The organism is uncultured Paraglaciecola sp., from assembly GCF_943787955.1.
Taxonomy (GTDB): Bacteria; Pseudomonadota; Gammaproteobacteria; order Enterobacterales; family Alteromonadaceae; genus Paraglaciecola.
This window is the reverse complement of record NZ_CALSOK010000006.1, coordinates 56,376-82,220: the sequence shown is the minus strand read 5'-3', so window position 1 is coordinate 82,220 and position 25,845 is coordinate 56,376. Positions and strand designations below refer to the sequence as shown.

The 25,845-nt window shown below is 40.2% G+C and carries 17 protein-coding genes and 2 pseudogenes; 10 read left to right on the top strand and 9 right to left on the bottom strand.

The genetic code is table 11. The features are described 5' to 3' along the window. The first annotated feature begins 24 nt into the window (after positions 1-24). Positions 25-741, top strand: coding sequence for an HAD-IA family hydrolase (locus Q0Y52_RS05085; RefSeq protein ID WP_297818857.1), 717 nt, complete (start codon positions 25-27; stop codon positions 739-741). 206 nt (positions 742-947) lie between these two features. Continuing rightward, positions 948-3,116, top strand: a complete 2,169-nt coding sequence (uvrD, locus tag Q0Y52_RS05080) for a DNA helicase II (RefSeq protein ID WP_297818855.1) — start codon at positions 948-950, stop codon at positions 3,114-3,116. Between the two features lie 188 nt (positions 3,117-3,304). On the opposite strand, the gene rarD is transcribed toward uvrD, so the two are convergent. After that, positions 3,305-4,198, bottom strand: coding sequence for an EamA family transporter RarD (gene rarD / locus Q0Y52_RS05075; protein ID WP_297818853.1), 894 nt, complete (start codon positions 4,196-4,198; stop codon positions 3,305-3,307). A 98-nt stretch (positions 4,199-4,296) separates the two neighbouring features. On the opposite strand from rarD, the gene chrA reads away from it, so the two are divergent. The 3 genes from chrA to dnaB all read left to right on the top strand — a co-directional run bounded on the left by chrA (position 4,297) and on the right by dnaB (position 9,539). Further along, on the top strand, positions 4,297-5,445 hold the full coding sequence (gene chrA, locus Q0Y52_RS05070) for a chromate efflux transporter (protein ID WP_297818850.1): 1,149 nt from the start codon (positions 4,297-4,299) through the stop codon (positions 5,443-5,445). A 791-nt stretch (positions 5,446-6,236) separates the two neighbouring features. After that, a complete protein-coding gene (gene recQ, locus Q0Y52_RS05065; RefSeq protein WP_297818847.1) occupies positions 6,237-8,054 on the top strand; it encodes a DNA helicase RecQ in 1,818 nt (605 codons plus the stop codon). An 87-nt stretch (positions 8,055-8,141) separates the two neighbouring features. Next, positions 8,142-9,539 (top strand): replicative DNA helicase, encoded by a 1,398-nt coding sequence (dnaB, locus tag Q0Y52_RS05060; RefSeq protein ID WP_297818844.1) that lies wholly within the window; start codon positions 8,142-8,144, stop codon positions 9,537-9,539. Between the two features lie 64 nt (positions 9,540-9,603). Here the strand turns inward: dnaB and Q0Y52_RS05055 are convergent, their stop codons facing one another. The 3 genes and pseudogenes from Q0Y52_RS05055 to Q0Y52_RS05045 all read right to left on the bottom strand — a co-directional run bounded on the left by Q0Y52_RS05055 (position 9,604) and on the right by Q0Y52_RS05045 (position 12,014). Beyond that, positions 9,604-10,788: an OmpA family protein gene (locus Q0Y52_RS05055; RefSeq protein ID WP_297818841.1), complete on the bottom strand. Its 1,185-nt coding sequence runs from the start codon at positions 10,786-10,788 to the stop codon at positions 9,604-9,606. A gap of 109 nt (positions 10,789-10,897) precedes the next feature. After that, a pseudogene (locus Q0Y52_RS05050) lies at positions 10,898-11,240 on the bottom strand (YjbQ family protein). A 324-nt stretch (positions 11,241-11,564) separates the two neighbouring features. Then, positions 11,565-12,014, bottom strand: a complete 450-nt coding sequence (locus Q0Y52_RS05045; RefSeq protein ID WP_297818838.1) for a transcriptional repressor — start codon at positions 12,012-12,014, stop codon at positions 11,565-11,567. Between the two features lie 194 nt (positions 12,015-12,208). Here Q0Y52_RS05045 and nudC point away from each other — a divergent pair, with 194 nt between their 5' ends. Beyond that, on the top strand, positions 12,209-13,051 hold the full coding sequence (nudC, locus tag Q0Y52_RS05040) for an NAD(+) diphosphatase (RefSeq protein WP_297818835.1): 843 nt from the start codon (positions 12,209-12,211) through the stop codon (positions 13,049-13,051). Positions 13,052-13,299: 248 nt separating this feature from the next. Next, complete coding sequence (gene hemE / locus Q0Y52_RS05035; protein ID WP_297818832.1) at positions 13,300-14,364, top strand: uroporphyrinogen decarboxylase; 1,065 nt, start codon at positions 13,300-13,302, stop codon at positions 14,362-14,364. Between the two features lie 630 nt (positions 14,365-14,994). Here hemE and Q0Y52_RS05030 read toward each other — a convergent pair. Together Q0Y52_RS05030 and mpl are read right to left on the bottom strand one after the other, a co-directional pair. Beyond that, a complete protein-coding gene (locus tag Q0Y52_RS05030) occupies positions 14,995-15,771 on the bottom strand; it encodes a S1/P1 nuclease (RefSeq protein ID WP_297818830.1) in 777 nt (258 codons plus the stop codon). Between the two features lie 15 nt (positions 15,772-15,786). Then, positions 15,787-17,151 (bottom strand): UDP-N-acetylmuramate:L-alanyl-gamma-D-glutamyl-meso-diaminopimelate ligase, encoded by a 1,365-nt coding sequence (gene mpl / locus Q0Y52_RS05025; protein ID WP_297818828.1) that lies wholly within the window; start codon positions 17,149-17,151, stop codon positions 15,787-15,789. Between the two features lie 255 nt (positions 17,152-17,406). Between mpl and Q0Y52_RS05020 the strand changes: the two genes are divergently transcribed. After that, positions 17,407-18,387, top strand: coding sequence for a class 1 fructose-bisphosphatase (locus Q0Y52_RS05020; protein WP_297818825.1), 981 nt, complete (start codon positions 17,407-17,409; stop codon positions 18,385-18,387). A 52-nt stretch (positions 18,388-18,439) separates the two neighbouring features. Here Q0Y52_RS05020 and Q0Y52_RS05015 read toward each other — a convergent pair whose 3' ends face one another. Continuing rightward, on the bottom strand, positions 18,440-20,434 hold the full coding sequence (locus tag Q0Y52_RS05015; RefSeq protein WP_297818822.1) for a sodium-translocating pyrophosphatase: 1,995 nt from the start codon (positions 20,432-20,434) through the stop codon (positions 18,440-18,442). A 312-nt stretch (positions 20,435-20,746) separates the two neighbouring features. Between Q0Y52_RS05015 and ppa the strand changes: the two genes are divergently transcribed. After that, positions 20,747-21,295, top strand: a complete 549-nt coding sequence (gene ppa, locus Q0Y52_RS05010) for an inorganic diphosphatase (protein ID WP_297818819.1) — start codon at positions 20,747-20,749, stop codon at positions 21,293-21,295. Positions 21,296-21,815: 520 nt separating this feature from the next. After that, the gene (locus Q0Y52_RS05005) at positions 21,816-22,289 is read left to right on the top strand and encodes a DUF3299 domain-containing protein (RefSeq protein WP_297818816.1); all 474 of its coding nucleotides are present in this window, start codon (positions 21,816-21,818) and stop codon (positions 22,287-22,289) included. Positions 22,290-22,593: 304 nt separating this feature from the next. Here Q0Y52_RS05005 and Q0Y52_RS05000 read toward each other — a convergent pair. Together Q0Y52_RS05000 and uvrA are read right to left on the bottom strand one after the other, a co-directional pair. Beyond that, positions 22,594-22,989 (bottom strand): annotated as a pseudogene (locus tag Q0Y52_RS05000) (thioesterase family protein). 6 nt (positions 22,990-22,995) lie between these two features. Further along, complete coding sequence (gene uvrA / locus Q0Y52_RS04995) at positions 22,996-25,830, bottom strand: excinuclease ABC subunit UvrA (protein WP_297818813.1); 2,835 nt, start codon at positions 25,828-25,830, stop codon at positions 22,996-22,998. Positions 25,831-25,845: the final 15 nt, after the last annotated feature.

Genomic DNA, 25,845 nt, shown 5'->3' with positions numbered 1-25,845 from the left:
TAATCAAAAAGAATATATTCTCAAATGATCTACTATAAAAAACTTAAACCCATTCAAGCGATAACATTCGACTTGGATGACACTTTATATGAAAACACAAGTGTGATTGTCAACGCAGAGCATTCTTTATATGAATTTATGCACAACCAATTTCCTGCGACCAAACATGTGAGCAAAGACTTCTGGCGCGTTCAACAGAAGACTCATATTCTAGCTAATCCATTGCTAAAAAATGATATGGGTGAATTACGTCGACTATCTCTAGAGTCGGGTTTTATGGTGATAGGTTTATCTGGTAAAGAGCTAATTACAGCAACAACGATGTGTTTTGAGCATTTTTATTTTCAAAGAAGTAACTTTACGTTACCTAATAATATTCATTCTTTATTAAAAACTTTATCGGATAGTCTGCCGTTAATAGCTATCACCAATGGTAACGTTGACCTTCAACAAATTGGGCTGAAAAGGTATTTCGAGGCGTGTTTTCAAGCTAGTACGGAATTGCCAATGAAGCCACATAAAGCCATGTTTGATGCAGCTCAAGCACATCTAAATATTCCCCATGAAAATATTTTGCATGTCGGAGATAACTTGCCAAAAGACATATATGGAGCACTTAGAGCAGGTTACCAAACCGCTTGGTATGCCGAAGATAGAAGTATGAACATACGCAATGAAAAAGCCTCAATTTTACCCCACGTTCAACTGAGTAAATTATCTCAGTTATTAGAGCTTATTTAAAATATTAGTAATTTAAATAAGGAAAAGGCTTATTATTAACGAATAGTTCTACGTTATCTTTTAACTGTTGCCAGAATTCAATACTCATACTTCATCTGTTACGTAACTTGAGTCACTAGGGCCCTGTATAGGAATGACTTTAGTGTATTTAAATACAGTGTTACTGATATACTAAAAATATGTTTTTATAATATATTTTTAGTGTAATGGATGTATCTCGACTTCTTGACCAATTAAACGACAAACAACGTGATGCGGTGGCCGCTCCTGCATCTGACATGCTTATCTTGGCCGGTGCAGGCAGCGGAAAAACGCGAGTTTTGGTGCATCGCATTTCATGGTTAATGGAAGTTGAGGGTATTGCCCCGTATGGTATTTTGGCGGTAACTTTTACCAATAAGGCTGCTAAAGAAATGCGCGGCCGTATAGAACAATTGCAAGGGAGCGCCCTGAATAATATGTGGATTGGTACCTTTCATGGTATCGCTCACCGTTTACTACGTGCTCATCATGCTGACGTAAACCTGCCAGAAAATTTCACTATCTTAGACTCAGATGATCAATATCGTTTGATTAAGCGCGTACTTAAAAGTCTTAATCTTGACGAAAAACACTGGGCTCCAAAACATGTGCAGTGGTATATCAATGGTAATAAAGACGAAGGATTACGCCCACAACATATCGAAACTCATGGTGATGCGACCCAACAGAAAATGCGTGAAATCTATCAAACCTACCAACAAACATGCGATCGAGCTGGGTTAGTCGATTTTGCTGAATTGTTACTTAGAGCCCATGAGTTATGGTTAAACAACCCATCAGTGTTAGCACACTATCAAAAACGCTTTAGAGCGATTCTGGTCGACGAATTTCAAGATACCAACAACATTCAATATGCTTGGTTGCGCATACTTGCCGCCCCCAGTAATAATATGATTATTGTTGGCGACGATGATCAATCAATTTATGGTTGGCGTGGTGCAAATGTAGAAAATATCCAACATTTTTTACGTGATTTTAAGGGCGCAAAAACTATACGACTGGAGCAAAATTACCGCTCTACAGGCAATATATTAAAAGCGGCCAACACTGTAATTGACAACAATCAAGGTCGATTAGGTAAAGAACTGTGGACAGAAGATAGCCCAGGCGAGCTTATTTCTTTATATGCAGGATTTAATGAGTTGGACGAAGCCCGTTTTAATATTTCACGCATAAAAGAATGGCGAGACAACGGCAATGCTCTATCTGATTGTGCCATTTTATACCGTAACAACGCTCAATCACGTGTTCTAGAAGAAGCATTATTGCAAGAGTCTATAGCCTACCGCATATTTGGCGGCTTGCGATTCTTTGAACGTCAGGAAATTCGCGATGCATTAGGTTATCTACGTTTAATTAATCAAACGATTGATGACGCCGCGTTTGAACGAATTGTTAATACGCCCACTCGCGGTCTTGGTGATAAAACCCTGTCACAAATTCGCGAAATCGCTCGCGATTCAGAATTATCCATGTGGGATGCCAGTACCCGAATACTCGCGGAGAATCGTCTGACCGGCCGTGCTTCAAATGCTCTCAACGCCTTTACAAAATTAATCACGCAACTCACACAAGACACTGCAGACCTTTCCTTAGAACAACAAGCTGACTACGTGATTAAACATTCTGGCTTATTTGCCATGTACAAAGCAGAAAAAGGCGAAAAAGCTCAAGCCAGAATTGAAAACTTGGAAGAGCTGGTCACCGCCTGTAAACAATTTGTGGTGCCAGAAGAAGCAGATAACATGAAACCCATGTCAGCTTTTTTAGCACATGCGTCTCTAGAAGCAGGAGATAATCAAGCGGATAAGCATCAAGATGCGGTTCAAATGATGACCATCCACACAGCAAAAGGCCTAGAGTTTCCACTAGTCTTTATGGTGGGTGTTGAAGAAGGCATGTTTCCAAGCCAGATGAGTAATGAAGAACCTGGTAAAATAGAAGAGGAACGCCGCCTTTGTTATGTAGGCATGACGCGAGCCATGCAAAAGTTATATATCACTTACGCTGAAAACAGAAGGGTATATGGCCAAGACAAATATCACACCCCCTCACGTTTTATCAAAGAGATCCCTACCGATTGTATAGAAGAAGTCCGTTTACGAACTACCATATCTAGGCCAGTCCAAAATAGGTTTACCCCAGTTACGGGCCATACCGCTTTTGAATCAACAGGTTTCCAACTCGGGGAAAGGGTCTCCCACCCTAAATTTGCCGAAGGTACGGTGTTGAATTATGAGGGCAGCGGCGAACATGCAAGAGTACAAATTAACTTTGATGAGTTTGGAAGTAAATGGTTGGTTATGTCATTTGCAAGGTTAACAAAAGTCTAATTCTCCAGAGCTTGTAACCGATTAATTTGCTGTATGGCTCTGGGTGATGAGTTTTCATGTGCTTTTCGAAAACAACGCCCTAAGAAGTCCTGCAAATAATGGATGGAATCAGGTAGTTGATCATTAATAGCCGCTTTTAAAGCAGTTAACCCTGTCAATGGAACAAGTTATTCTTATACCATTGCGTATTAAGTAAGCTGCCTTGATTTTCGGTAGACTCTCAGCGAGTCATAGACATAAATTAATAAACCTGACCAAACGCATACGAAAGTAACGACCCTTGTTGTATCTAGTAGTTCTTGATAATGAATGACCGCTAACAGGAACATCAGGCTTGGACCTATATATTGAAACAAACCTAAAGTCGTATAACGAATACGTCTAGCTGCAGCAGTAAAGCATAACAATGGAGCGGTAGTCACCACTCCGGCTAGCAACAATGTGGCATTAAGGTCAAAACTATTTGCCAACATGTTGCCACTTGTTGTATCCATAATAAACCAATACAACAAAGCAAAGGGCAACATAATACAACTTTCAATCAATAAGCCAGGCATAGAGTCCACTGACACTTTTTTACGTAGTAACCCGTATATACTGAAACTAGTTGCTAACACCAAGGCTACCCAAGGTAACTGACCATATGAAAAAATCAAGAAAGCCACACCTGCTAGCGCTACAAAAACAGCTAATAACTGCAATCTAGTTAAACTTTCTTGCAGGAAAAAGCGTGCGAGTAAGACATTAAATAAAGGGTTAATAAAGTATCCTAAACTAGCGTCAAGCATGTGATCGTTATTCACGGCCCAGATAAAGACTAGCCAGTTGGCCGCTAATAATAATCCACTTATTGATAAGGTTGCGATGACTTTCGGATCCCGCATTGCATTAAAGACTTGGCCAAACTTTTTTCGAACAGCCAACAACAAACACAACACCAGCACAGACCAAACTATTCGATGCATAACAATTTCTAGAGCAGGTACACTGGTCAATAACTTAAAATACATGGGTGCAATGCCCCACATCGAATAAGCGGCTAGTGCAAAGAGAACACCTGCTTTTACTGATTTATCGTTCAAGTATTTGACCTAGCTTTAACAGAGCTTAATATAGCGTGGAGTGTGATGTAAGCATTTCGCAAATGCAATCTAAAACCTAAATGAGGTAAGGTAAACCAATGAAAAAAAGCTGGGAGATATTTTGGCGATTTCTATTCTTAGGTTGTATTAGTTTTGGTGGCCCTGCAGCACACATTGGGTATTTCCAACGCACTTTTGTACAAAAATTAGAATGGCTATCTAATGATGCCTACGCCAAATTAATATCGTTAAGTCAGATTTTGCCAGGCCCTAGTTCAAGCCAAATCGGATTTGCAATAGGATTACAAAAAGCAGGATTGGCTGGAGGAATAGCAGCATTTTTGGGCTTTACCTTACCCTCATTTATATTGATGTATTGGCTGGCGGTGTCAGTAAACTTAGATACCCCCGCAAATTGGTTAATTTCAGTGAGCCGTGGCCTAAAATTATTAGCCGTTATTATTGTGTTAGATGCAGTAATTACTATGTTTAGAAGTTTTTGCAAAGATCGCTTATCTGTCTTAATAATGCTCCTCAGTATTTTACTTCTAGTCATCTATAAATCTTTTTATACACAAATGTTAGTGTTGCTGATTTCCATGTTAATAGGCTTAGCCAATAATCAAATTCCAGCTAAGTCAGTTAACATAAGTCAGATCCTAAAAAAATTATCGTGGCTACCTTTGCTTTTATTTACCAGCATATTTTTAATCAGCTTAGGGTTAAATCAATATGATTCTTTTGCAGGTTTATTCGCAATATTTTATAAAAACGGTAGTCTAGTATTTGGTGGTGGGCATGTAGTCTTACCATTATTGCAAACTAGTGTTGGCGATACACTGACAGAGCAGCAATTTTTATTTGGCTATGTAGCTGCTCAGGGTGTGCCCGGACCCATGTTTACAATGGCAACATTTATGGGTGCACAATGGATGGAAAACCTACCGTTAAGTGGTGCTATTGTGGCGACGTTTGCCATTTTTTTACCAGGTTATTTATTAATTTTAGCCCTCAATAATAGCTGGCAATCTCTCGTTCAACATCCCAACTTTATTGGCGCATCGCAAGGTATCAATGCTGCGGTAGTGGGTTTTCTTGTTTTGGCACTCTACGATCCAGTAATTATTAGTGCAGTTCACAACTATATTGATTTGGGTCTAGTGGTCATCGGATTTCTGGGACTAAAATTATTTAAACCACCTATTCTGCTGCTGATAAGCATTTTTATTTTGCTAGGTTTTATTTGAAATAGATTATTCTAAAACAATGCTGCTGAATACTGTTTGTGACCTACTGCTAGTTTTGAAAAAATTATGTCTGCTTTAACAATCGAGTCTATAAGTTCCTTCACGGTATTTTTGATAGGTTGGGCTAAAGGCATAAATACCCTCATTTATTGTCACAACAGGGTGCAAAGCTTGTTTGGCAGATTGGAGCCTCCAATCTTGAATTAACTCAGGTGCCACCTGCTTAGCCTCTTCAAATCAGTGAAAGGTAACATTAAGACAAATTCTTCACCTTTATATCACAGAGTAAAATCGAGCGTTCTCATTCTACTAGATGCAATAGTTGCAACTACAATCTTCAAACATTTATTACCTTCCAGGTGACCAAATTCATCGTTATGTTTGTGACACGTGAGATCAAAATACTAAGCCGTGTTCTTTTATCGATATAGTCCACTGCACCCATGGCTCAACAATGTTCTTCTTCATCAAGACTTGGCCTATCGGCCAAAAACAGGACAGAAATGATGGCAGTAAGTTAATTTTTTAACGAAAAACAAGAATAGTTTAGAAATACAGACAACGTCATAGTCAAAAATGCTGTATTCAACTACTGACTAATAAAAATATTTAAACACTTATATCGCGAGCAAAATTACGTATCAAATCTGTTCTTACATTATCAGACAACTGACAATCCAGTAATATATTTACCTGAGTGTACAATTTGACCCAGTTTTTGATTGTTAGCAAGTGAACCTCGAGATAAAAACACGTAAACTTATGTTTTACTAATATCTTTTGAGCAACCGTTGTCAGATCATCCAGCACATTCCTCACCCGCAATTACCCATGCGCAACAAGTATTAAAACACACATTTGGCTATGATCATTTTCGTGATGGGCAAGCACAAGTTATAAACCAAGTAATGCAGCAAAAAGATGTGTTGGTCCTCATGCCTACTGGTGGCGGTAAGTCTTTGTGTTATCAAATTCCAGCTATACTTTTATCGGGTTTGACAATTGTTGTTTCACCCCTGATATCGTTAATGAAAGATCAGGTTGATGCGCTTTTAACCTATGGCGTCAATGCCGCTTACATAAACTCAAACCTGTCGCCACAAGATATGTTTAATGTTTTTAAGGGCATGCAAGATGGAAAATACAAGCTAATCTATGTGGCGCCTGAAAGGCTTATGCAACTGGAGTTTATCCAGCGTCTTCAAGGCCTTACAATAAGTCTTATTGCGGTTGACGAGGCTCACTGCGTATCTCATTGGGGCCATGACTTTAGAAAGGACTATAGACTGCTTGGGCAATTAAAAGCTACGTTCCCCCATATCCCAATCATGGGATTAACGGCTACCGCCGATCTTGCCACCCGAGCAGATATCACCCAACAACTAAAGTTACAGCAACCCTTTATCTTCAAAGGAAGTTTTGACCGCCCTAATATACGATACAACCAAGTTACTAAATACAAGGCCACAGACCAAGCGATTGCTTTTGTTAAACAACAAGATGGTAGCGGTATTATTTATTGTAATAGCCGCAGGAAAGTAGACGATCTGAGTATTGCTTTGGCCAGACAAGGGGTCAATTGTGCAGGTTATCACGCGGGTCTTGAGGGTGAAATTCGGGACAAAATACAGCGTGATTTTATTCAAGATAAGATTGACATCATAGTGGCAACAGTCGCGTTTGGCATGGGAATAGACAAATCTAATGTGCGCTTTGTTGTACATTTTGACTTACCTCGTAGTATCGAATCATATTATCAAGAAATAGGCCGAGCAGGTAGAGACGGCATGCCCGCCGAAGCGTTATTATTATTTGACGAAAAAGATGTAGCTCGTATTCGTCAGTGGATATCAACGGGTGAAAATCTAGAGAGAAATAGCGTAGAACTTCAAAAATTTGCCGCCATGGAAGCTTTTGGTGAAGCGCAAACTTGTCGCCGACAAATTTTACTTAATTACTTTGCTGAATATTCTGCGGGGCACTGCGGTAATTGCGATATTTGCCTCGACCCACCCAAAGCATTCGATGGCACTGTAGATGCGCAAAAAGTGTTATCTTGTGTTTTTCGACTAAGACAATCTGTTGCCGGTCAATATTTAATTGATGTACTTAGAGGTAAACAACTAAAACGCATTTTAGAACATGGCCATGATAAGTTGACCACTTATGCTATTGGCAAAGATAAGTCAGATGCATATTGGCACAACATTATAAATCAATTAATCCACCGCGGATTTCTTAGGGTGGATATCACACAAAATGCAGTGTTAAAATTAACTGAAGAAGCAAGGCCGATATTACAGCAAGCCCAAAAATTGCAGCTTGCGGTGCCAAGATTGAGTCTTGATTTGGGTAAAAAAGCACAGCTCATTACACAAGATTATGATCGAGCGCTGTTTGCAAAACTGAAATATTTACGCAAAACTATTGCTGATCAGGATGATGTGCCACCATTTGTTGTATTCAGCGATGCAACATTAGCCGATATGGCAGATAAATTTCCAGAGACCTCATTCGACTTTTTAGATATTCATGGTGTGGGCCGAACTAAGCTCGAACGTTATGGTGAACGTTTTATTGCTGCCATTTCAAAGCACCTTAATAAGTAAATATTATAAAAGCAGATGCCACTCAAGGTTTACTTTTTAGGGCGATTTAGCGCATACTGATAAACCGTTTTTGAGCTGATAAAATCGATGCCTGTTAAAGCTGTTCCACAAAAAAATACAGATGATAAAGTCGAAAAACTGAAGATCCCGCCTCATTCTATCGAAGCGGAACAATCGGTGTTAGGTAGTATGTTAATAGCCCCTGATTCATGGGATAAGGTGGCTGAAATTGTAGTAGAGACAGACTTTTACAATCGCTCACATCAAATCATTTTCCGCGCCATTGTCCGCCTTTTAACGAAAAGCCAACCTATTGATTTAATTACTGTTTCTGAAGATCTAGAAGGTATGGATGAGTTAGAGACCGCAGGTGGCTTTGCTTATTTAGGTGAGTTAGCCAAAAATACGCCAAGCTCAGCCAACGTATCTGCATATGCACAAATAATAAAAGAACGAGCTGTGATCCGTGAGCTCATAGGCGTCGCTCATGTCATTGCTGATACAGGGTATAATCCTGAAGGTCGCGATAGCGGTGAAATTCTCGATATGGCCGAGAGTAAGGTATTCGAAATTGCCGAAAAACGCACAGGTAAAGACGAAGGCCCAAAGAATGTTGAGGCAGTGTTAACAAAAACCATCGACCGTCTTGAAATATTAGTTAAAAGTAATAAAGAAGTCACAGGTGTGTCTACTGGTTACACTGACCTAGATAAAAAAACCAGTGGCCTGCAACCTTCAGATTTAATTATCGTTGCGGCCCGGCCCTCTATGGGTAAAACGACCTTCGCTATGAACTTATGCGAAAATGCTATGTTACTCGAAGAAAAGCCAGTATTAGTATTCAGCCTAGAAATGCCTTCTGAACAGATTATGATGAGGATGTTAGCGTCCCTTAGCCGAGTCGATCAAACCAAAATTCGTACTGCACAGCTGGACGATGAGGATTGGGCAAGAATGTCAAATACCATGGCCATGCTAAAGGACAAAGACAATCTGTTTATTGATGATTCTTCTGGTTTGACCCCGATGGATGTGCGCACCCGTGCAAGAAAATTGGCGCGTGAGAAAGGGGGGATTAGCCTGATCATGATTGATTACTTGCAATTAATGCAGGTACCAGGATTAAGCGATAATCGAACTTTAGAAATTGCCGAAATATCACGCTCCCTTAAATCTTTAGCAAAAGAGTTAGAAGTCCCTGTTGTTGCTTTATCCCAGCTAAACCGAAGCCTTGAGCAACGCAGTAATAAACGCCCAATCAACTCAGATCTTCGTGAGTCAGGTTCAATTGAGCAAGACGCCGATTTAATCATGTTTATTTATCGAGATGAAGTTTATAACGAACAGAGTACTGACCAAGGTGTCGCTGAAATTATTATAGGTAAACAGCGTAACGGTCCCATAGGTACATCGCGGTTAACATTTCAAGGCCAGTTTTCTCGCTTTGATAATTATTCCGGACCAGCAATAGAAGATAAATACTAATAACCACTGATTTCTGAATAAAAAAAAGAGATGCAATTACATCTCTTTTTTTGTAATCGATAACTTATCTTTCCACTACAGTTCTTTTATTTGCCGATATTTTTGCAATAATACTACGATTAACCTTGTTAGCCGCTGCTGTGTTAGATGTATCCAACAACTGATTCTCGCCAAATCCTTTAGCAGTTAATCGCACACCATCAATACCATATTGATTGATTAGCAGTGTTCTAACCGCATCTGCTCGTTTTTGAGATAGCATCATATTGTAATCAGCATCACCTGGCGCTGAAGCATGACCCTCAATCACAGTATCTGTTGTTGGGTAGCGGTCCATAAAATCAGCAAACTCCTGAAACTGGGGGTCCTTCGGGTTATTAATAACCGAACTATTATTTCCAAATAATACTTTTATACTGGTTAATACTTGCTCTTCTGTAAATACACTGCAGCCATTTTCATCAACTTTATCCGTGATGGGTGTGTCTTCACATTGATCCGCATCATTCAACACACCGTCTTTGTCTGTATCTAATATTAAGCTGCAACCTACAGAGCTGACTTTTTTACCAGCTGGTGTGTCTGGACACATGTCAATCGTATTTAATATACCATCACCGTCAGAGTCCAATGCACAGCCCACGCTATCCACTCGAGTGCCGATTGGTGTGCCTGCACACTGATCCATCTTGTCAAAAACACCATCATTATCAATGTCTACAGAGATCGGCTTTGCAGTCATATTCGACCCGCCAAATGTGTACGCAAGGCCCAATTTAAGTCCTATGTGCGTATTACTATTACTAGCTAAGGTTTGGTAGGCGGCTGCTTCAGTAATGATTTTGACGTTATCGTTTACATGCCAATGTCTTCCTATTCCGATATTAGCCATAGTATCACTATTAACAATTTCGGTGTTTTTTAGACCACCAAAAGCATATAAGGAATCATCTTGCAAAAAGTACATCATGTCGACACCGAAGCGGCTCCCATTGACATTATTTGGAGTGGCGTCAATGTCTAACTTTGAGGCTTCAATTCTAAAAGCCCACTGTGGCGAAAATCTGATTCCAAATTCCGCACCAAGACCCGCACCATCGTCTAAAAAGTTGGGAAGGCCAGTTTCGGCTTGATCAGTTTTATAATATTCAATAAAGCCAGCAACCCACTTTTCATTATCTTTAGTCTGTGCTTGAACATTTGCACTCAAAGCTGAAGCTACAGCACTTAAAAGCAATAGTTTTTTCATTTTAAATAGTTCCTTAATTTTAAACTTTTTCATATATAAATCACGATTGATCAAGACAGATCATATATGTAGACATCATTAAAGCAACTATTTTATGATGTTCATAAACCTATTTTCCACAAATAGTCGCAATTAAGTGATGACTTTCTGCTCTCACTCGGTGTTCACCCAATACTATGCCTTGCCACAGGCCTAGGCCTAAACCTAAAGTGCCATCAACAATGGTTATGCTGAGGTTGTTGCCAAGCAAACTGGCTTTAATATGGGTAGGCTTATCATCTGCACCCTCAAAGTTTTGTGAGTCATAAGCCATATTCTCTGGCACTATTATATTGAACAAATAATTTTAGTAGGCCAGTTTTAAATTGCTTCATGCTTACAAGTTGATTGACCACTTCGTCAGTGATCAGATGATATCCCCTGATTTTAACGAGATAAGACAATAGCGTCATGTATCAGCATGCATCTTTTTGCTTTTTATTGGGTATAGCACATTTCTAATTAGAGGTTGCTTGATGCATGAGAAAATGGGATTAACAATTTATTCCCATCAACTGGATGGTTTATCGTATGATCCTGCCTGAAAACCACCATAGGCGTTGTCATAACAATTAAGCCAGAGACCTGCACTCTCGCTTGGTGATCACTTTATCTTTTTGGGTTTACTCGGTAATAACCCAATTATTGCCATGGTATTCAATATATTGAGTTATGCAGCGATAAAGGGTTTATAAACTCTGCGTTTATTGGATAAGTTCTTTTTTAAAAGATTAGCTCTATTGGCAAGCAGCACAGATTCCATGAGCTTCAATTGTCTGATTGACTATGCTAAATCCAACTGTCTGGGCTTGTTTATCTAAGGTATCTTTTAATCCTTCGGATTGGATTTCTTTTACATCACCACAGGTATCACAAATCAAAAACTGTACTGGATGGTTACAATCAAAATGATGACAAGCCACAAAGGCATTTGTGGATTCTATTTTGTGAATGAGACCGAACTCTAAGAGAAAATCTAAGGTTCTGTAGACTGTGGCAGGCTTTGCATTGGACTCTGTTATTTTTAGAGCATCCAACAGTTCATAAGCACCTACAGCACCCTGCTGCTCTAGCAATATGGCATAAACCTTCTCTCTGAGTAAAGTAAATCTAGCCCCTTTATCTTCACAAAATTGCCTAGCTTTATACACTTGTTTTGCAATAGAATGTTCACAAATATCAGTCACGTTTCTTCCTTCTCAATAGGCCCTTAATAATAACACTAATCTTTGTGGTGTTGCGTACTTTAAATATTTATTATCAGATTCACTTGACCACATATGTCGATATTGATGATGTGATACTCTTTTAAAAAAGTATTTTTCTGTGCTGTGTTTTACTGTGTTAACTTAAATGAAGATTTCTTATTTCTGACAACGACATGATCGAACAAAATATATCGGTAACAGATGAAACAAAGGCTATATGGTTAATTTTCAGCGGTGAAAGAATTTTTCAATTTACTGAAAATCCTGGGTTAATAGTTGACACTTGGGCAGCGCTCGATTTTGCCCATGCCTACCAAGAGCAAATCGTTCGAATAGGCAGCCATGACGACTTGCCTTGCTTATTAATTGATATGGTCAATGAACATATTGAAAACGAACAACTTTCACTTATTAGTATGCGCGCCTTACTCATGCAAAACCAAACTAGCTTTTTTGGCATTGCCTCTAGAGCATGGCAAATTGCTTTGTTTATGCGCACACATAGGTTTTGCGGTCAATGTGGCAGCACTATGCAACAAATTAATTGGGAAATGGCAATGCAGTGTTCACGATGTCAGCACCGTTGTTACCCACGAATTTCACCTTGTATAATTGTGTCTATCCGGCATAACGACAAAATATTGTTAGCACAAGGTAAACCGCAACGGTCTATGCAAATGTATTCAACTTTAGCAGGTTTTGTAGAAAGTGGTGAAAAACTGGAACAAGCAGTTCACAGGGAAGTATTTGAAGAGGTGGGCATAAAAGTGAAAAACTTGCGTTACTTTTCGAGCCAACCTTGGCCTTTTCCTCACTCATTAATGGTTGGATTCTTGGCAGATTTTGACTCAGGGGATATAAAAGTAGACGGCAAGGAAATACTTGAAGCATATTGGTTTGACTCAGACAAATTACCTAATATTCCACCCAAGTTATCTATTGCGGGGCAACTAATTCAGCATACTATCGAAGAAATAAAACAGCAGAAGAATATTACTATTCCAAACCCTTCTTAATTAAACTCTGAGTGTAAAAGCTCCCACATAAGTGGGGCTTGAATATTTTAGCTTTTTAATCTCGTCATCGAGATCCTTAATTTTTAGTTGCGCTCGCATCATCTTTTAAGCAAAGACAATTCTCAGTATGTAAGTTTTTGCGAGATATAATTCAACTTTCCCTTTTCTCAGTGGATAAAATCGCTACAATACGCATTTTTAAACCTATAGCCTAAGCAGGGTCAGTTAATTCTAATTTGAGGAAATCAATGCAACCATTGCAAAACGACCGATATTTAAGGGCATTGTTACGTCAGCCAGTCGATACGACACCAGTATGGATGATGCGCCAAGCAGGTCGATATTTACCTGAATATAAAGCCACAAGAGCAGAAGCTGGCGACTTTATGTCACTCTGTAAAAATGCTGAATTAGCCTGCGAGGTAACACTCCAGCCATTACGTAGATTCGATCTAGATGCTGCCATCTTATTTTCTGACATTTTGACTATTCCTGATGCGATGGGACTGGGTTTATATTTTGAAACCGGTGAGGGTCCAAAGTTTGAACGGCCATTAACTTGCATGGCTGAAATTCAAAAATTACCTATACTGGACCCTGAAATAGAACTGGGTTACGTGATGAATGCCGTGCGCACCATACGCAAAAATTTAAATGGAACGGTGCCTTTAATTGGTTTTTCTGGTAGTCCTTGGACACTCGCAACTTATATGATCGAAGGTGGGTCAAGCAAGGCCTTCACCAAAATTAAAAAAATGGCCTTTAGTGATCCACAAGCTTTGCACCTATTACTTGATAAGTTAGCCGATTCCGTTATTTTGTATCTTAATGCGCAAATTGCCGCTGGAGCTCAATCAGTAATGGTATTCGACACTTGGGGTGGCGTATTATCAGGTCGTGATTACCAAGAGTTTTCTTTGCAATATATGCATAAAATTGTCGATAGTCTCACGCGCGAAAATGATGGGCGCAAGGTTCCCGTAACCTTGTTCACTAAAAATGCAGGTCTGTGGTTGGAATCTATCGCTGCAACTGGATGTGACGCAGTAGGCCTGGATTGGACAGTGGATATGGCTGATGCAAAAGCACGCATCGGCGACAAGGTTGCACTACAAGGTAATATGGACCCGTCTATGTTATATGCACCAGCCGGGCGCATTGAACAGGAAGTGCAACTTATTTTAGAAGGTTTTGGTAAAGGAAACGGCCATGTATTTAACCTTGGTCATGGCATTCATCTAGATGTGCCACCTGACAATGCCAAAGTATTTATTGATGCGGTTCACCGGTTAAGTAAGCCATTTCATCAATAATAACCACTAAACGCTTATCCCTTTTTAATAAAATTGACGATCTCACCCGAGGCACACAATTGCTGTGCCTCAGCATTTTTGCAAGCCCGACCTATTTTAATTAACCCTATGCCAGCTCCATTTGATAGCCTATTTAATGTGTGATCATTCGGTTTACAATGTCTAACCAGCATGTTTCGCCTTTGGGTAAACCCATTCAATGGAGAGTACTCGCCATGCAAAATGCGGTTAGGCTTGACAGACAACTTTAACAACTTACCGGGCTCGTTCCTCCACCTATAACACAACCAATATCCCAAGAAAATGCCTTTCAGTAACATCGTTATCCATCAGTGTGATGTCATAATTTATACGACTTGCGCATAAATTTCGGCTTTGGGCTCTAGGGTAAGAAAATTGACATAAGCAGGCGTCCTAACTTGAACTTAGGAGAGTTTTGAGCCTCTAGCTGAACATCAAAACAAGTTATTTGTTGTTGCTGACTAAATAACTTAACAGAAAATTTATAGGCTTTTCCGGTTATCAACCGAAAGTAAACTTGCCTTGCATTCGCGCACCGAACGTTAGGTCCAGTGCATATTTTCGGTAATAATAGTGGCGTTATTACAGACAAACTCTTTAAGCGTGCAGTTACTTAAATAAAGCATTTAGATAAGCGGCAATCCTCACCCCCCCCATTTGTAAACGCTGTTTCACTATAGGTAGATTTTGATATTGGTAATCCCATGAAAGTTTATCATTTTCAGGGTATAAATTAACTCGTAACTTTGCACTTTCAGCTATCCATACCTTTGGATCAACTTCCACCCATTCTTTCGCCTGTTGTTCAGATATTTTGCGACTTAAAATTTTAGTCCATTCTGTGTATGACAAATTTTGCCTATCAATCAAGCCTGAATCCCAGACTCGGTGTAAGTTAGAATCTTCCCAAAAGAACTTGAGTTTTACGTCGTTACCTCCTTTATCTATTCCATTTCCGGCGTGAAAAGGTTGATGTAAATCACCAATAATATGCACAATAAATCGCAGTGCGAGTTGTTTCTCTGCAAAGCTTGATTGCTTACTTTTTAATTGTTTGGAGAACATATCTAAAGCTGTCGCAGCATTGCCTTCAAGTGGCGGCACCACGTCTAAATAGGTTTTGCCGTCAAACACATTCACATAATGCCAAGGGTTAGCTGTTTTTTTCCAAAACTCACTAGGGTCTGAACGCATCTCGTCAGCATAAGTCGAGGCCTCGGCTAAATCTTCATTTATCAGCAACTGACTGATGGCACGATGTGTTTCAGGTGTTAAATATTGCTCTGCAATAGCCCCTGTAACACGATGCCCAATTTGCCCCCAGCTTAAGGTTTGAAAACTCATTGCAGCCGCAACCACACCAATAATTAGTTTATTTAATTTCATTTGAAGGCTCTTTATTTAAGTCTTATTTAAATCGATTTTAGCTAATTGCTCGATCAATAATTTGTGAATGCCACCAAAACTACCGTTACTCATCACTAGAATATGGTCACCTGGCTTGGCATAAGAAATGATGGATTTCACCAACATATCCATATCTTTATATAACATGGCTGTTACGCTGCTTTGCATCAGCAGATAATCCATCGACCAAGTTAAATTTGATGGTTCAAAAATAAATATCTGATCGGCACTAGACCATGATGCGGCAAGTGTATCTTTGTGTACCCCCATTTTCATAGTGTTAGAACGAGGCTCTAGTACTGCTAAAATGCGTCCATCGCCAACCTTTGCTCTGAGTCCATTAATAGTGAAGGAAATAGCAGTAGGATGATGAGCAAAATCATCATATAAAGTAATCCCATTAACGACGGCCTTTACTTCCATGCGGCGTTTTACATTAACAAATTGTGCTAGTGCTTCAACCGCTAGGTCGCTTTTAACACCACTATGTTTTGCCGCTGCTATCGCCATCAACGCATTATTAACGTTATGTTCCCCCATTAAGTCCCAATGCACTTTACCTTGATTTTCCCCTTTAAACATGACGTCAAATTCACTGCACCCGGGGTTACTGTTTTGTACCTGCCAATCGCCACCAACAAACTGCACTGGAGTCCAACATCCCATGTCTAAGACTTTTTTCAGGTTGTCATCTGACTTAGGCAATAACACTAATCCGTTATTAGGGACCGTTCGGAGCAGATGATTAAACTGTTTTTGAATATCACTTAAATCGGAAAAAATATCAGCGTGATCAAATTCAAGGTTGTTCATCACCAAGGTGCGAGGTCGATAATGTAAAAATTTAGAACGTTTATCAAAAAAAGCACTGTCGTATTCATCTGCCTCAATAACAAAGAATGGACTTTCACCTAAACGTGCAGAAACTTCAAAATTTTGAGGGATCCCACCAATCAAAAAACCTGGTCTTAGACCTGCATACTCGAGTATCCAAGCTAACATGCTGGAGGTACTAGTTTTGCCATGGGTACCAGATACAGCTAATACCCAACGATCTTTGAGTACGTTTTCAAGCAGCCATTGAGGACCACTAGTGTATGGTAGGTTTCTGTCCAAAACATATTCTACCGCTTCATTACCACGAGACAACGCATTGCCTATAACAACGATATCTGGCGAATTTTCAAATTGTTTGGCATCGTAACCTTCAAACAACTCAATACCTAGAGACTCTAATTGTGTGCTCATAGGCGGGTATACGTTACTGTCAGAGCCCGTGACTTTGTGCCCTAACTCTTGAGCGATAGCTGCAATGCCACCCATAAAAGTGCCACAAATACCTAAAATGTGTAGATGCATAAATTGCCGTTCAAAATGTCTAATGATGATAGATTACCAGAACAAGGATCCCTCACCAAATCAAGAATGTAAAAAACACCTTGTTTTGACAACTATGGCATTAGCACCATTATGATTCAGCTATAATGAATAAATTTCGGTTACTGAGTTTCTGGTTTTTTGAAGGTATAATTAATTATTGTTACTTTTAAAAACTTAAGACAGTGCTGCACCCTTCAACCTCAAAGCCCTAAAACTAAAAGGTATAAAAGCATAATGAAAAGACTTAACTCGCAACTTCAAGAAGATGGCGCACCTATGGAGCTAATCCTGCTATTAAGAACATTGTTAGCAGGCTGCAAGGAAATTTCTTTTAGGGTCAGTCAAGGAGCCCTAGCTGGTGTATTAGGTTCAACATTAAGTGAAAACGTACAAGGTGAAACGCAGAAAAAGTTAGATGTCATTTCGAACCAAATCTTAAAAGACATTCTGAGCGAGTCAGGTTATGTTAAAGCTATATCTTCAGAAGAAGAAGATGAGGTAGTTCCTTGTAATCCAAATGGTAATTATCTGGTTAGCTTTGATCCTCTTGATGGATCATCGAATACTGATGTTAATAGTCTTATCGGCACCATTTTTTCTATTACACACGCACCACAATGGATGGACCCCGATGATCCTTCGGCGTTTCTGCAACCCGGTACACAAATAGTAGCAGCAGGTTACGTATTATACGGCCCATCAGCTATGCTTGCTTTGACGACAGGTCGTGGTACACATCTTTACACCTTAGATAAAACCCATGGCGGGTTCTTGTTAACCACACCCAACGTCAAAGTGCCTGATCAGACGTCTGAATACTCCATCAATGCATCCAATCAACGCCATTGGGAAGCGCCCATTCAAGCATATATTAGTGATTTATTAGCAGGTACAGAAGGCCCCAGAGAAAAGGATTACAACATGCGCTGGGTCGCAGCTATGGTGGGTGATATTCACAGAGTGTTGTCTCGCGGCGGTATTTTTATGTATCCATACGATAAACGAGATCCAAGCAAAGCAGGTAAATTACGCTTGTTGTATGAGGCCAATCCCATGGCCTTCCTTGTTGAACAGGCAGGTGGCTTAGCCAACACAGGTACAGGACGTATTATGGAAGTCATGCCTACTGAAATTCATCAACGTGTGCCTGTGTTAATAGGCTCAAAAGAAGAAGTAGAGGTGTGTTTAAGCTACAACAAAGAAACTAATGTTTAGCCTTCAATAACCTAAAAAAGCCTTGAATAAGGCTTTTTTAGGTTTTATAAACTTATAACAGCGGCGCTATCACCAAACTCACAATAGCCATCACATTGATTAAGATATTCATAGAGGGTCCAGATGTATCTTTAAATGGGTCGCCTACAGTGTCTCCCACTACTACAGCTGCATGAGTATCAGACCCTTTACCACCTAAGTTGCCTTTTTCAACATACTTTTTAGCATTATCCCAGGCACCACCCGCATTAGCCATCATCAGAGCCAGTAACACACAGCCTAACAATGCTCCGCCTAACATGCCTCCTAACGCATAAGCACCCAAGCCAAAACCTATTAAAGGAGGCACACCAACAGCAATGACACCGGGTAAAATCATTTTTTTCAGCGCGGCTTGAGTAGCAATATCGATACAACGAGCATTATCAGGCTCAGCCGTACCTTCCATTAGGCCTTCAATCTCTCGGAACTGTCGGCGAATTTCTTGGATCATTTCAAATGCAGCATCACCTACAGCAGTCATAGTGATTGAGGCAATTAAAAAGGGTAGTAAGCCACCAATAAACAAACCTATTAAGACCATAGGATCGCCTAGATTCAATGTAAAGTCTGGGTACTTAGCAGTAAGGGTTTCGATAAATGCAGCAATGATAGCCAGGGCGGCGAGGGCGGCCGCACCTATAGCAAAACCTTTACCAATAGCTGCGGTGGTGTTGCCTAGCTCATCCAGAGAGTCAGTAATGGCACGAGTTTCTTCTCCCAAACCTGCCATTTCCGCTATGCCACCAGCATTGTCAGCAACAGGACCATAGGCGTCAATTGCCATGGTTATACCCACAGTAGCCAACATACCTACAGCGGCAATGCCTACCCCATACAAACCTGATAGCTGAGTCGAGGCATAAATAATCGCACAAATAGTTAGCACAGGAACAACAACCGATTGCATACCTACTGCCAGCCCAGTAATCATTACAGTAGCAGGTCCAGTTTCTCCAGCTTTAGCTATTTTACGTACGGGTGTGGATGCAGTGTAATATTCGGTCACAAGGCCAATAATAATTCCGCCCATTGCCCCGGCAACAACCGCCCACCACACATGACCACTCACACCTAGTTTGGCAACCACAAAATAAGCCGCAGTAATAAAAATAATCGCCGCTGACATAGTACCAGCACGCAAAGCCACCTCTGGTTTGCTGGCTGACAACAATTTAACCATTACTATGCCTGCAACTGAACACAACAAACCAGTTGATGCCAAAGCCAAGGGCAAGAACATTAAAGACTCTCGACTTCCCAATACACCCAATGTCATTGTCGAAGCGATAGCAATAGTGGCAATCATTGAGCCGCAATAAGACTCAAAAATGTCTGAACCCATTCCTGCCACATCACCTACATTATCACCCACATTATCAGCTATAACACCAGGATTACGTGGATCATCCTCAGGAATACCCGCTTCAATTTTTCCAACTAGATCAGCACCAACATCGGCACTCTTAGTGAAAATTCCACCTCCTACACGTGAAAACAAAGCAACTATTGAAGCCCCCATGCCAAATCCATGGATTACGTGAGCTGTGGCCGGATCACCACCGAAGAACCAATATAGAGACCCTAAGCCCAAAAGCCCCATTGATGCGACACATAACCCCATCACAGAGCCTCCCATAAAGGCGATAGTCAAAGCCGCGGCTGGGCCTTCGTCATGTGCTGCTTGAGTAGTACGCACATTTGCCTTTGTGGCAGTAAACATACCCATATAACCGGCTGTGGCCGAACATAATGCCCCTGCAACAAAAGCCATAGTTGTGTATTGGCCCAAAGAAAAATACAAGGCAATACCCACTACTAAGGCAAAAAGAAACAACATTTTATATTCGCGGTGCATAAACACCATCGCACCTGAATGTATGGCATCACCTATTTTGATGATAGCCGGATTAGAGACAGGTGCTTTTTTGATAAGTAGATAGATTACAAAAGCGCTAATTAGGCCTGCAAACCCCAAGATAGGTGGCAGGTAGAATAGTTCAGTCATGATGGTTCCCTGAGTTAATGTAACTATGACACAAAACAAACCATCTTGAACAAACACAAAAATGGATCCGCTTTGCAAAAAATTTACGCCACCTTTCATTACTAACAACGTTCATAAAAAAATGGCTACTTTGTTGTTTTATTTACAATTTATTTACAATTCCAGAGCAACTATAGCGATATTTTGTTATTTAGTTCAAGTTTTAATCAATAAATATACTTAGTCTTCGTTTTAATCACTTTGTTGAGTTTCATCTTGTGTCCCTAAGCATTATAATATTGCGCATTAAAATTCAACAACTTTAGGATAACTATGAGCCTCAACGCCGTCCCCGCTGGTAAAAATTTACCAGATGAAATTAATGTCATAATCGAAATTCCTGCTCACTCAGATCCTGTTAAATATGAAGTGGATAAAGAATCAGGTGCCATTTTTGTTGATCGTTTTATGGCAACTTGTATGCACTACCCGACTAACTATGGTTATGTTCCACACACATTGTCTGAAGATGGCGATCCAGCTGACGTATTAGTCATGACACCTTTCCCACTTTTAGCTGGTTCAGTTATCAAGTGCCGCCCAATCGGCGTATTAAAAATGACTGATGAGTCAGGTGTAGATGCAAAAATTCTTGCAGTACCTGCTGATAAGTTATCAACAATTTATCGTGGCATTACTGATATTGATCACATTCCTGAACTGACAAAACATCAAATTCAGCATTTCTTTGAACATTACAAAGATTTAGAACCGAACAAATGGGTGAAAATTGAAGGTTGGGAAGATGCAGCAGCGGCTAAAGCCGAGTTAGTCAACAGTGTTAAGTTATATGAAGAATCAGAAGTTAAACCTGCTTTCTGACTTTGTTTAAAAATGATTAAATTAAAGAAAGCCGGTATTGACCGGCTTTTTTGTCCCTAGGTAATCACTTAACCAGCTTTATCTATCTTAAAAAATCAAGGGTGCCTTCATCGATTATATTTGCCTGCGATTGATCCTTAACGACTTATTAAATTGACTCATTGCGCTCAAGATTAGAAATGTAATCAGTAATATATGCAGTAACAGATCATTGGCTGAAGAGTATATTGGGTTGCTCTTTATATTTATGAGTGATGCAATAATAGTAAAATGACAATAAGTCTAGATATAACTGATTAACGACAGCTTATATAGCCATCACACTGTTGTTATGGTTAAACCAGCATTGCTGGTGCAGTATGGTTGTTATTACTTGACCACTTTACATAGCATAGTATTCATAGCGGTGAAGATTTTATAGTGTATTCCTTATTTTTAATGCTGAATGTTCCATGTCTAGATAACAAAAAAGTGAAAACCCTTTATATTGGGCTAATCAAATTCAGGTAAGTAAAAACTTATGATAAAAATTATCAATGCAATATGCTTCATATCGGTCTTCTTCAGCCAAATAATTTCAGCCCAAGAGCCACTTGAGCTGTTTTGGGAAGACATGGTGCCGCCAGATTATCAAGCCCCCAACACACCTTTGAGTCACGAGGGCAGTATGTTGCAAATGGGACTTGATGCACCTATAGTCAAGAGACTAAATGGCAAGCTAGTAAAAATACCAGGATTTGTAGTGCCTATTGAGGGCGACAACCAAACCACCACTGAATTTTTGTTAGTACCGTATTTTGGTGCCTGTATACATGTACCACCACCGCCTGCCAATCAAATAGTTTACGTGAAGTTTTCTGAAGCCGTACCCATAGAAAATTTATATGACGCGGTTTGGGTCACCGGGACCTTATCCACTGATGGTTGGGAAGGTGATTTGGCGACTGTAGGATATTCCTTAGTAGGTATCAGTGTGAGTCCTTATGATGGTTAAAACCGATTATAATTAATTGCTTAACAGTGAAAGCCCTTTTTTCATATATCTAGGTACTGCCACTTTCTCAGCACTAAAATTATAGAATGAATACATTGTTTTTACCACACTATCCAAGACAGCAATCAGCATTGAAACCACTAATAAGGCTGATGCTATTTTAGCTGATATCACTGAAACAACTAGCCATATCGCCAGAATAATCAGTCACCATGTTGACGAAATCCAAAATCACACTAAATAAGCGACTGCAAGCTGCACGTAACCTAATCGATTAGCTAAATTTAGCTCATAAAAAACACTGCTACTGTGAGTAAATATTAGCCAAAAGTTCAGCTTTTATATCTTCATTTATTGCTACAGCTCGTTTTGTCTGAAAATCATAATGCACCATAGTGGTTGTGCCCGTTGCACATTTTTTTTGCTGCTGCCACAACTCCTGATAAACATCAAAAGAGCTAGTGCCTATTCGGCTGATGTAAGTGCTAACTTGCACCTTTTGTCCATAATAAATCTGTTCTAAAAAGTCTACTTTATAACTGGCTAAAATAAGGGGCTAATTTTGTAAATCCAATTCAGGATTAAATAGTTTGAAAATAGGCTCACGACCACTTTCAAACCATCCCACTAGAACAGTATTACTCACATGAGCGAGGGCATCTGTTTCGTAAAAACGAACATTAAACTCCTCACTAAACATAAAATATCATCTAGGGTGTTGCAATAATGGTTTAAGAAAACGTGCCGTATGCGACTCTTCTACATGACAAATATCTTCAGGTGTCCCTTGGGCTACAATCTGACCACCACCAGAGCCACCTTCTGGGCCAAGATCTATTACCCAGTCTGCCGTTTTTATCACGTCCAAATTATGTTCAATCACAACAACTGTATTTCCATGATCACGCAATCTATGCAGAACGTGCAATAACTGTTTGATATCGTGAAAATGTAAACCTGTAGTTGGCTCATCCAAAATATACAGGGTTTGGCCTGTATCTCGTTTGGATAATTCTTTAGCTAACTTGACGCGCTGTGCTTCACCACCCGACAGAGTAGTGGCAGCTTGACCTAAACGTACATAAGATAAACCCACATCCATAAGAGTTTGTAATTTTCGAGCAATAGCAGGGATAACATCAAAGAAAGGGCGAGCCTCTTCCACTGTCATATCTAACACTTGATGGATATTCAACCCTTTATACTGGATTTCCAATGTTTCTCGGTTGTAACGCTTGCCTTTACATAAATCACAAGGCACATATACATCAGGCAAAAAGTGCATTTCAACTTTAATAACCCCATCGCCTTGGCATGCTTCACAGCGTCCACCTTTAACATTAAAACTAAACCGTCCGGGTTTATAACCACGAGATCTGGCTTCTTGTGTGCCAGCAAACAATTCACGCACTGGTGTAAAAATACCTGCATAAGTCGCAGGATTAGAGCGTGGTGTTCGGCCAATAGGGCTTTGGTCAATATCCACTACCTTGTCCATAAACTCCATGCCGGTAATAGTTTTATAAGGTGCAGGCTCCCCTGTGGTCGCACCATTTAATACTCTATGAGCAATGCGATAAAAGGTATCGTTAATCAAAGTAGATTTACCTGAACCAGATACGCCCGTCACGCATGTCATTAACCCTAATGGGGCTCTTAAAGTCACATTTTGTAAGTTGTTACCAGTGGCCCCTGTTAGCACCACCCATTTGTCTTGATCAATTTTGGTTCGCTTAGCTGGTATTTCAATTCTTTCTTTTCCAGACAGGTACTTTCCTGTTAGCGAACGCTCACTATTTTTTATATCTTCGATGGTGCCCTGAGCCACAATTTCGCCCCCGTGCACGCCAGCACCGGGGCCAATATCCAACACAAAATCGGCAGCTCGGATCGCATCTTCGTCATGCTCAACCACTATAACTGTATTACCTAAGTCACGTAAATGGACAAGGGTTTCCAATAATCTTTCGTTGTCACGTTGATGTAAACCAATTGAGGGTTCGTCAAGAACATACATCACTCCCACTAGCCCAGCACCTATTTGACTGGCTAACCTGATCCGCTGGGCTTCACCTCCAGATAACGTATCAGCGCTGCGTGATAGGGATAGATAATTTAGCCCTACATTGACTAAAAAGGTTAGTCTATCGTTGATTTCTTTAAAGATTTTTTCTGCAATCTTTAAACGTTTGCCGGTGAGGGTAAGATTAGCGAAAAACGCCAAAGCATCGGCTATCGACATGTCGGTAATGACATTAAGAGGTGTTTCACCGATAAATACGTTTCTGGCTTCCAGTCTAAGCCGCGAGCCAGAGCAGGTTGAACAATGTTGTTGACTCAAATATTTAGAAAGCTCATCACGTACCGCGTTGGATTCTGTTTCTTTGTAGCGTCGTTCCATATTCGGGATAATCCCTTCAAATGGATGTTTGCGTTCCATAATGTCGCCACGGTCATTAATGTATTTAAACTTTAACGATGTGCCTTTACTGCCGTTTAACACAATGTCTTGGGCTTTTTCATCGAGCTCTGCAAAGGGCACCGTCAAATCAAACTTGTAGTGATCAGCCACAGCTTGCAACATCTGATAATAATAATAGCTGCGTTTGTCCCAGCCTCTGATCGCCCCACCCGATAAACTAATTTCGTCATTGGCGATAATACGATGCGGGTCAAAAAACTGCCTTGTTCCTAAACCATCACAGCTTTGACAGGCTCCAGCAGGATTATTAAAGGAAAACAAACGCGGCTCTAACTCAGCCATACTATATCCACAGTGTGGACAAGCAAAGTTAGAAGAAAAAACTACCTCTAACCTTTCAGGTTCGTCCATAAAAGCAACTTTTGCAGTGCCGCCAGACAAGTTTAAGGCAGTTTCGAAAGACTCTGCTAGACGAAGTGTTAAATCTTCGCGCACTTTAAAACGGTCAACGACCACTTCAATGGTATGTTTTTTGTGTAAGTCGAGTTCGGGAGGATCCGACAAATCACACACTTCACCGTCTATTCTTGCGCGAATAAACCCTTGAGCAGCGAGGTTTTCAAGGGTTTTAAGGTGCTCACCTTTACGGGCTTGAACCACAGGAGCCAGTAACATCAACTTTAAATCAGCGGGCATGTCCAACACACGGTCGACCATCTGACTGACTGTTTGTGCATCTAATGGCACATGATGCTCAGGACAACGAGGTTCTCCTACCCGTGCATACAACAAACGTAAGTAGTCATAAATTTCTGTAATGGTTCCCACAGTAGAACGAGGATTATGCGAAGTAGATTTTTGCTCAATGGAAATAGCTGGTGATAAACCCTCGATATGATCCACATCAGGTTTTTCCATCATCGATAAAAATTGTCTGGCATATGCTGACAAGGACTCGACGTATCGCCTTTGACCTTCTGCGTAGAGCGTATCAAAAGCCAAAGAAGACTTACCCGATCCAGACAACCCTGTAATCACGGTTAGTTTGTCTCTGGGTATATCCAGATCGATGTTTTTGAGATTGTGGGTGCGAGCACCGCGTACTTCAATTCTATCCATTTTTGACTTTTATCG

Coding starts and splice junctions, on each gene's coding strand:
- Q0Y52_RS05085 (WP_297818857.1), top strand. CDS start 25: ATGATCTACTATAAAAAACTTAAACCCATTCAAGCGATAACATTCGAC.
- uvrD (WP_297818855.1), top strand. CDS start 948: ATGGATGTATCTCGACTTCTTGACCAATTAAACGACAAACAACGTGAT.
- chrA (WP_297818850.1), top strand. CDS start 4,297: ATGAAAAAAAGCTGGGAGATATTTTGGCGATTTCTATTCTTAGGTTGT.
- dnaB (WP_297818844.1), top strand. CDS start 8,142: ATGCCTGTTAAAGCTGTTCCACAAAAAAATACAGATGATAAAGTCGAA.
- Q0Y52_RS05055 (WP_297818841.1), bottom strand. CDS start 10,788: ATGAAAAAACTATTGCTTTTAAGTGCTGTAGCTTCAGCTTTGAGTGCA.
- nudC (WP_297818835.1), top strand. CDS start 12,209: ATGATCGAACAAAATATATCGGTAACAGATGAAACAAAGGCTATATGG.
- hemE (WP_297818832.1), top strand. CDS start 13,300: ATGCAACCATTGCAAAACGACCGATATTTAAGGGCATTGTTACGTCAG.
- Q0Y52_RS05030 (WP_297818830.1), bottom strand. CDS start 15,771: ATGAAATTAAATAAACTAATTATTGGTGTGGTTGCGGCTGCAATGAGT.
- mpl (WP_297818828.1), bottom strand. CDS start 17,151: ATGCATCTACACATTTTAGGTATTTGTGGCACTTTTATGGGTGGCATT.
- Q0Y52_RS05020 (WP_297818825.1), top strand. CDS start 17,407: ATGAAAAGACTTAACTCGCAACTTCAAGAAGATGGCGCACCTATGGAG.
- Q0Y52_RS05015 (WP_297818822.1), bottom strand. CDS start 20,434: ATGACTGAACTATTCTACCTGCCACCTATCTTGGGGTTTGCAGGCCTA.
- ppa (WP_297818819.1), top strand. CDS start 20,747: ATGAGCCTCAACGCCGTCCCCGCTGGTAAAAATTTACCAGATGAAATT.
- Q0Y52_RS05005 (WP_297818816.1), top strand. CDS start 21,816: ATGATAAAAATTATCAATGCAATATGCTTCATATCGGTCTTCTTCAGC.
- uvrA (WP_297818813.1), bottom strand. CDS start 25,830: ATGGATAGAATTGAAGTACGCGGTGCTCGCACCCACAATCTCAAAAAC.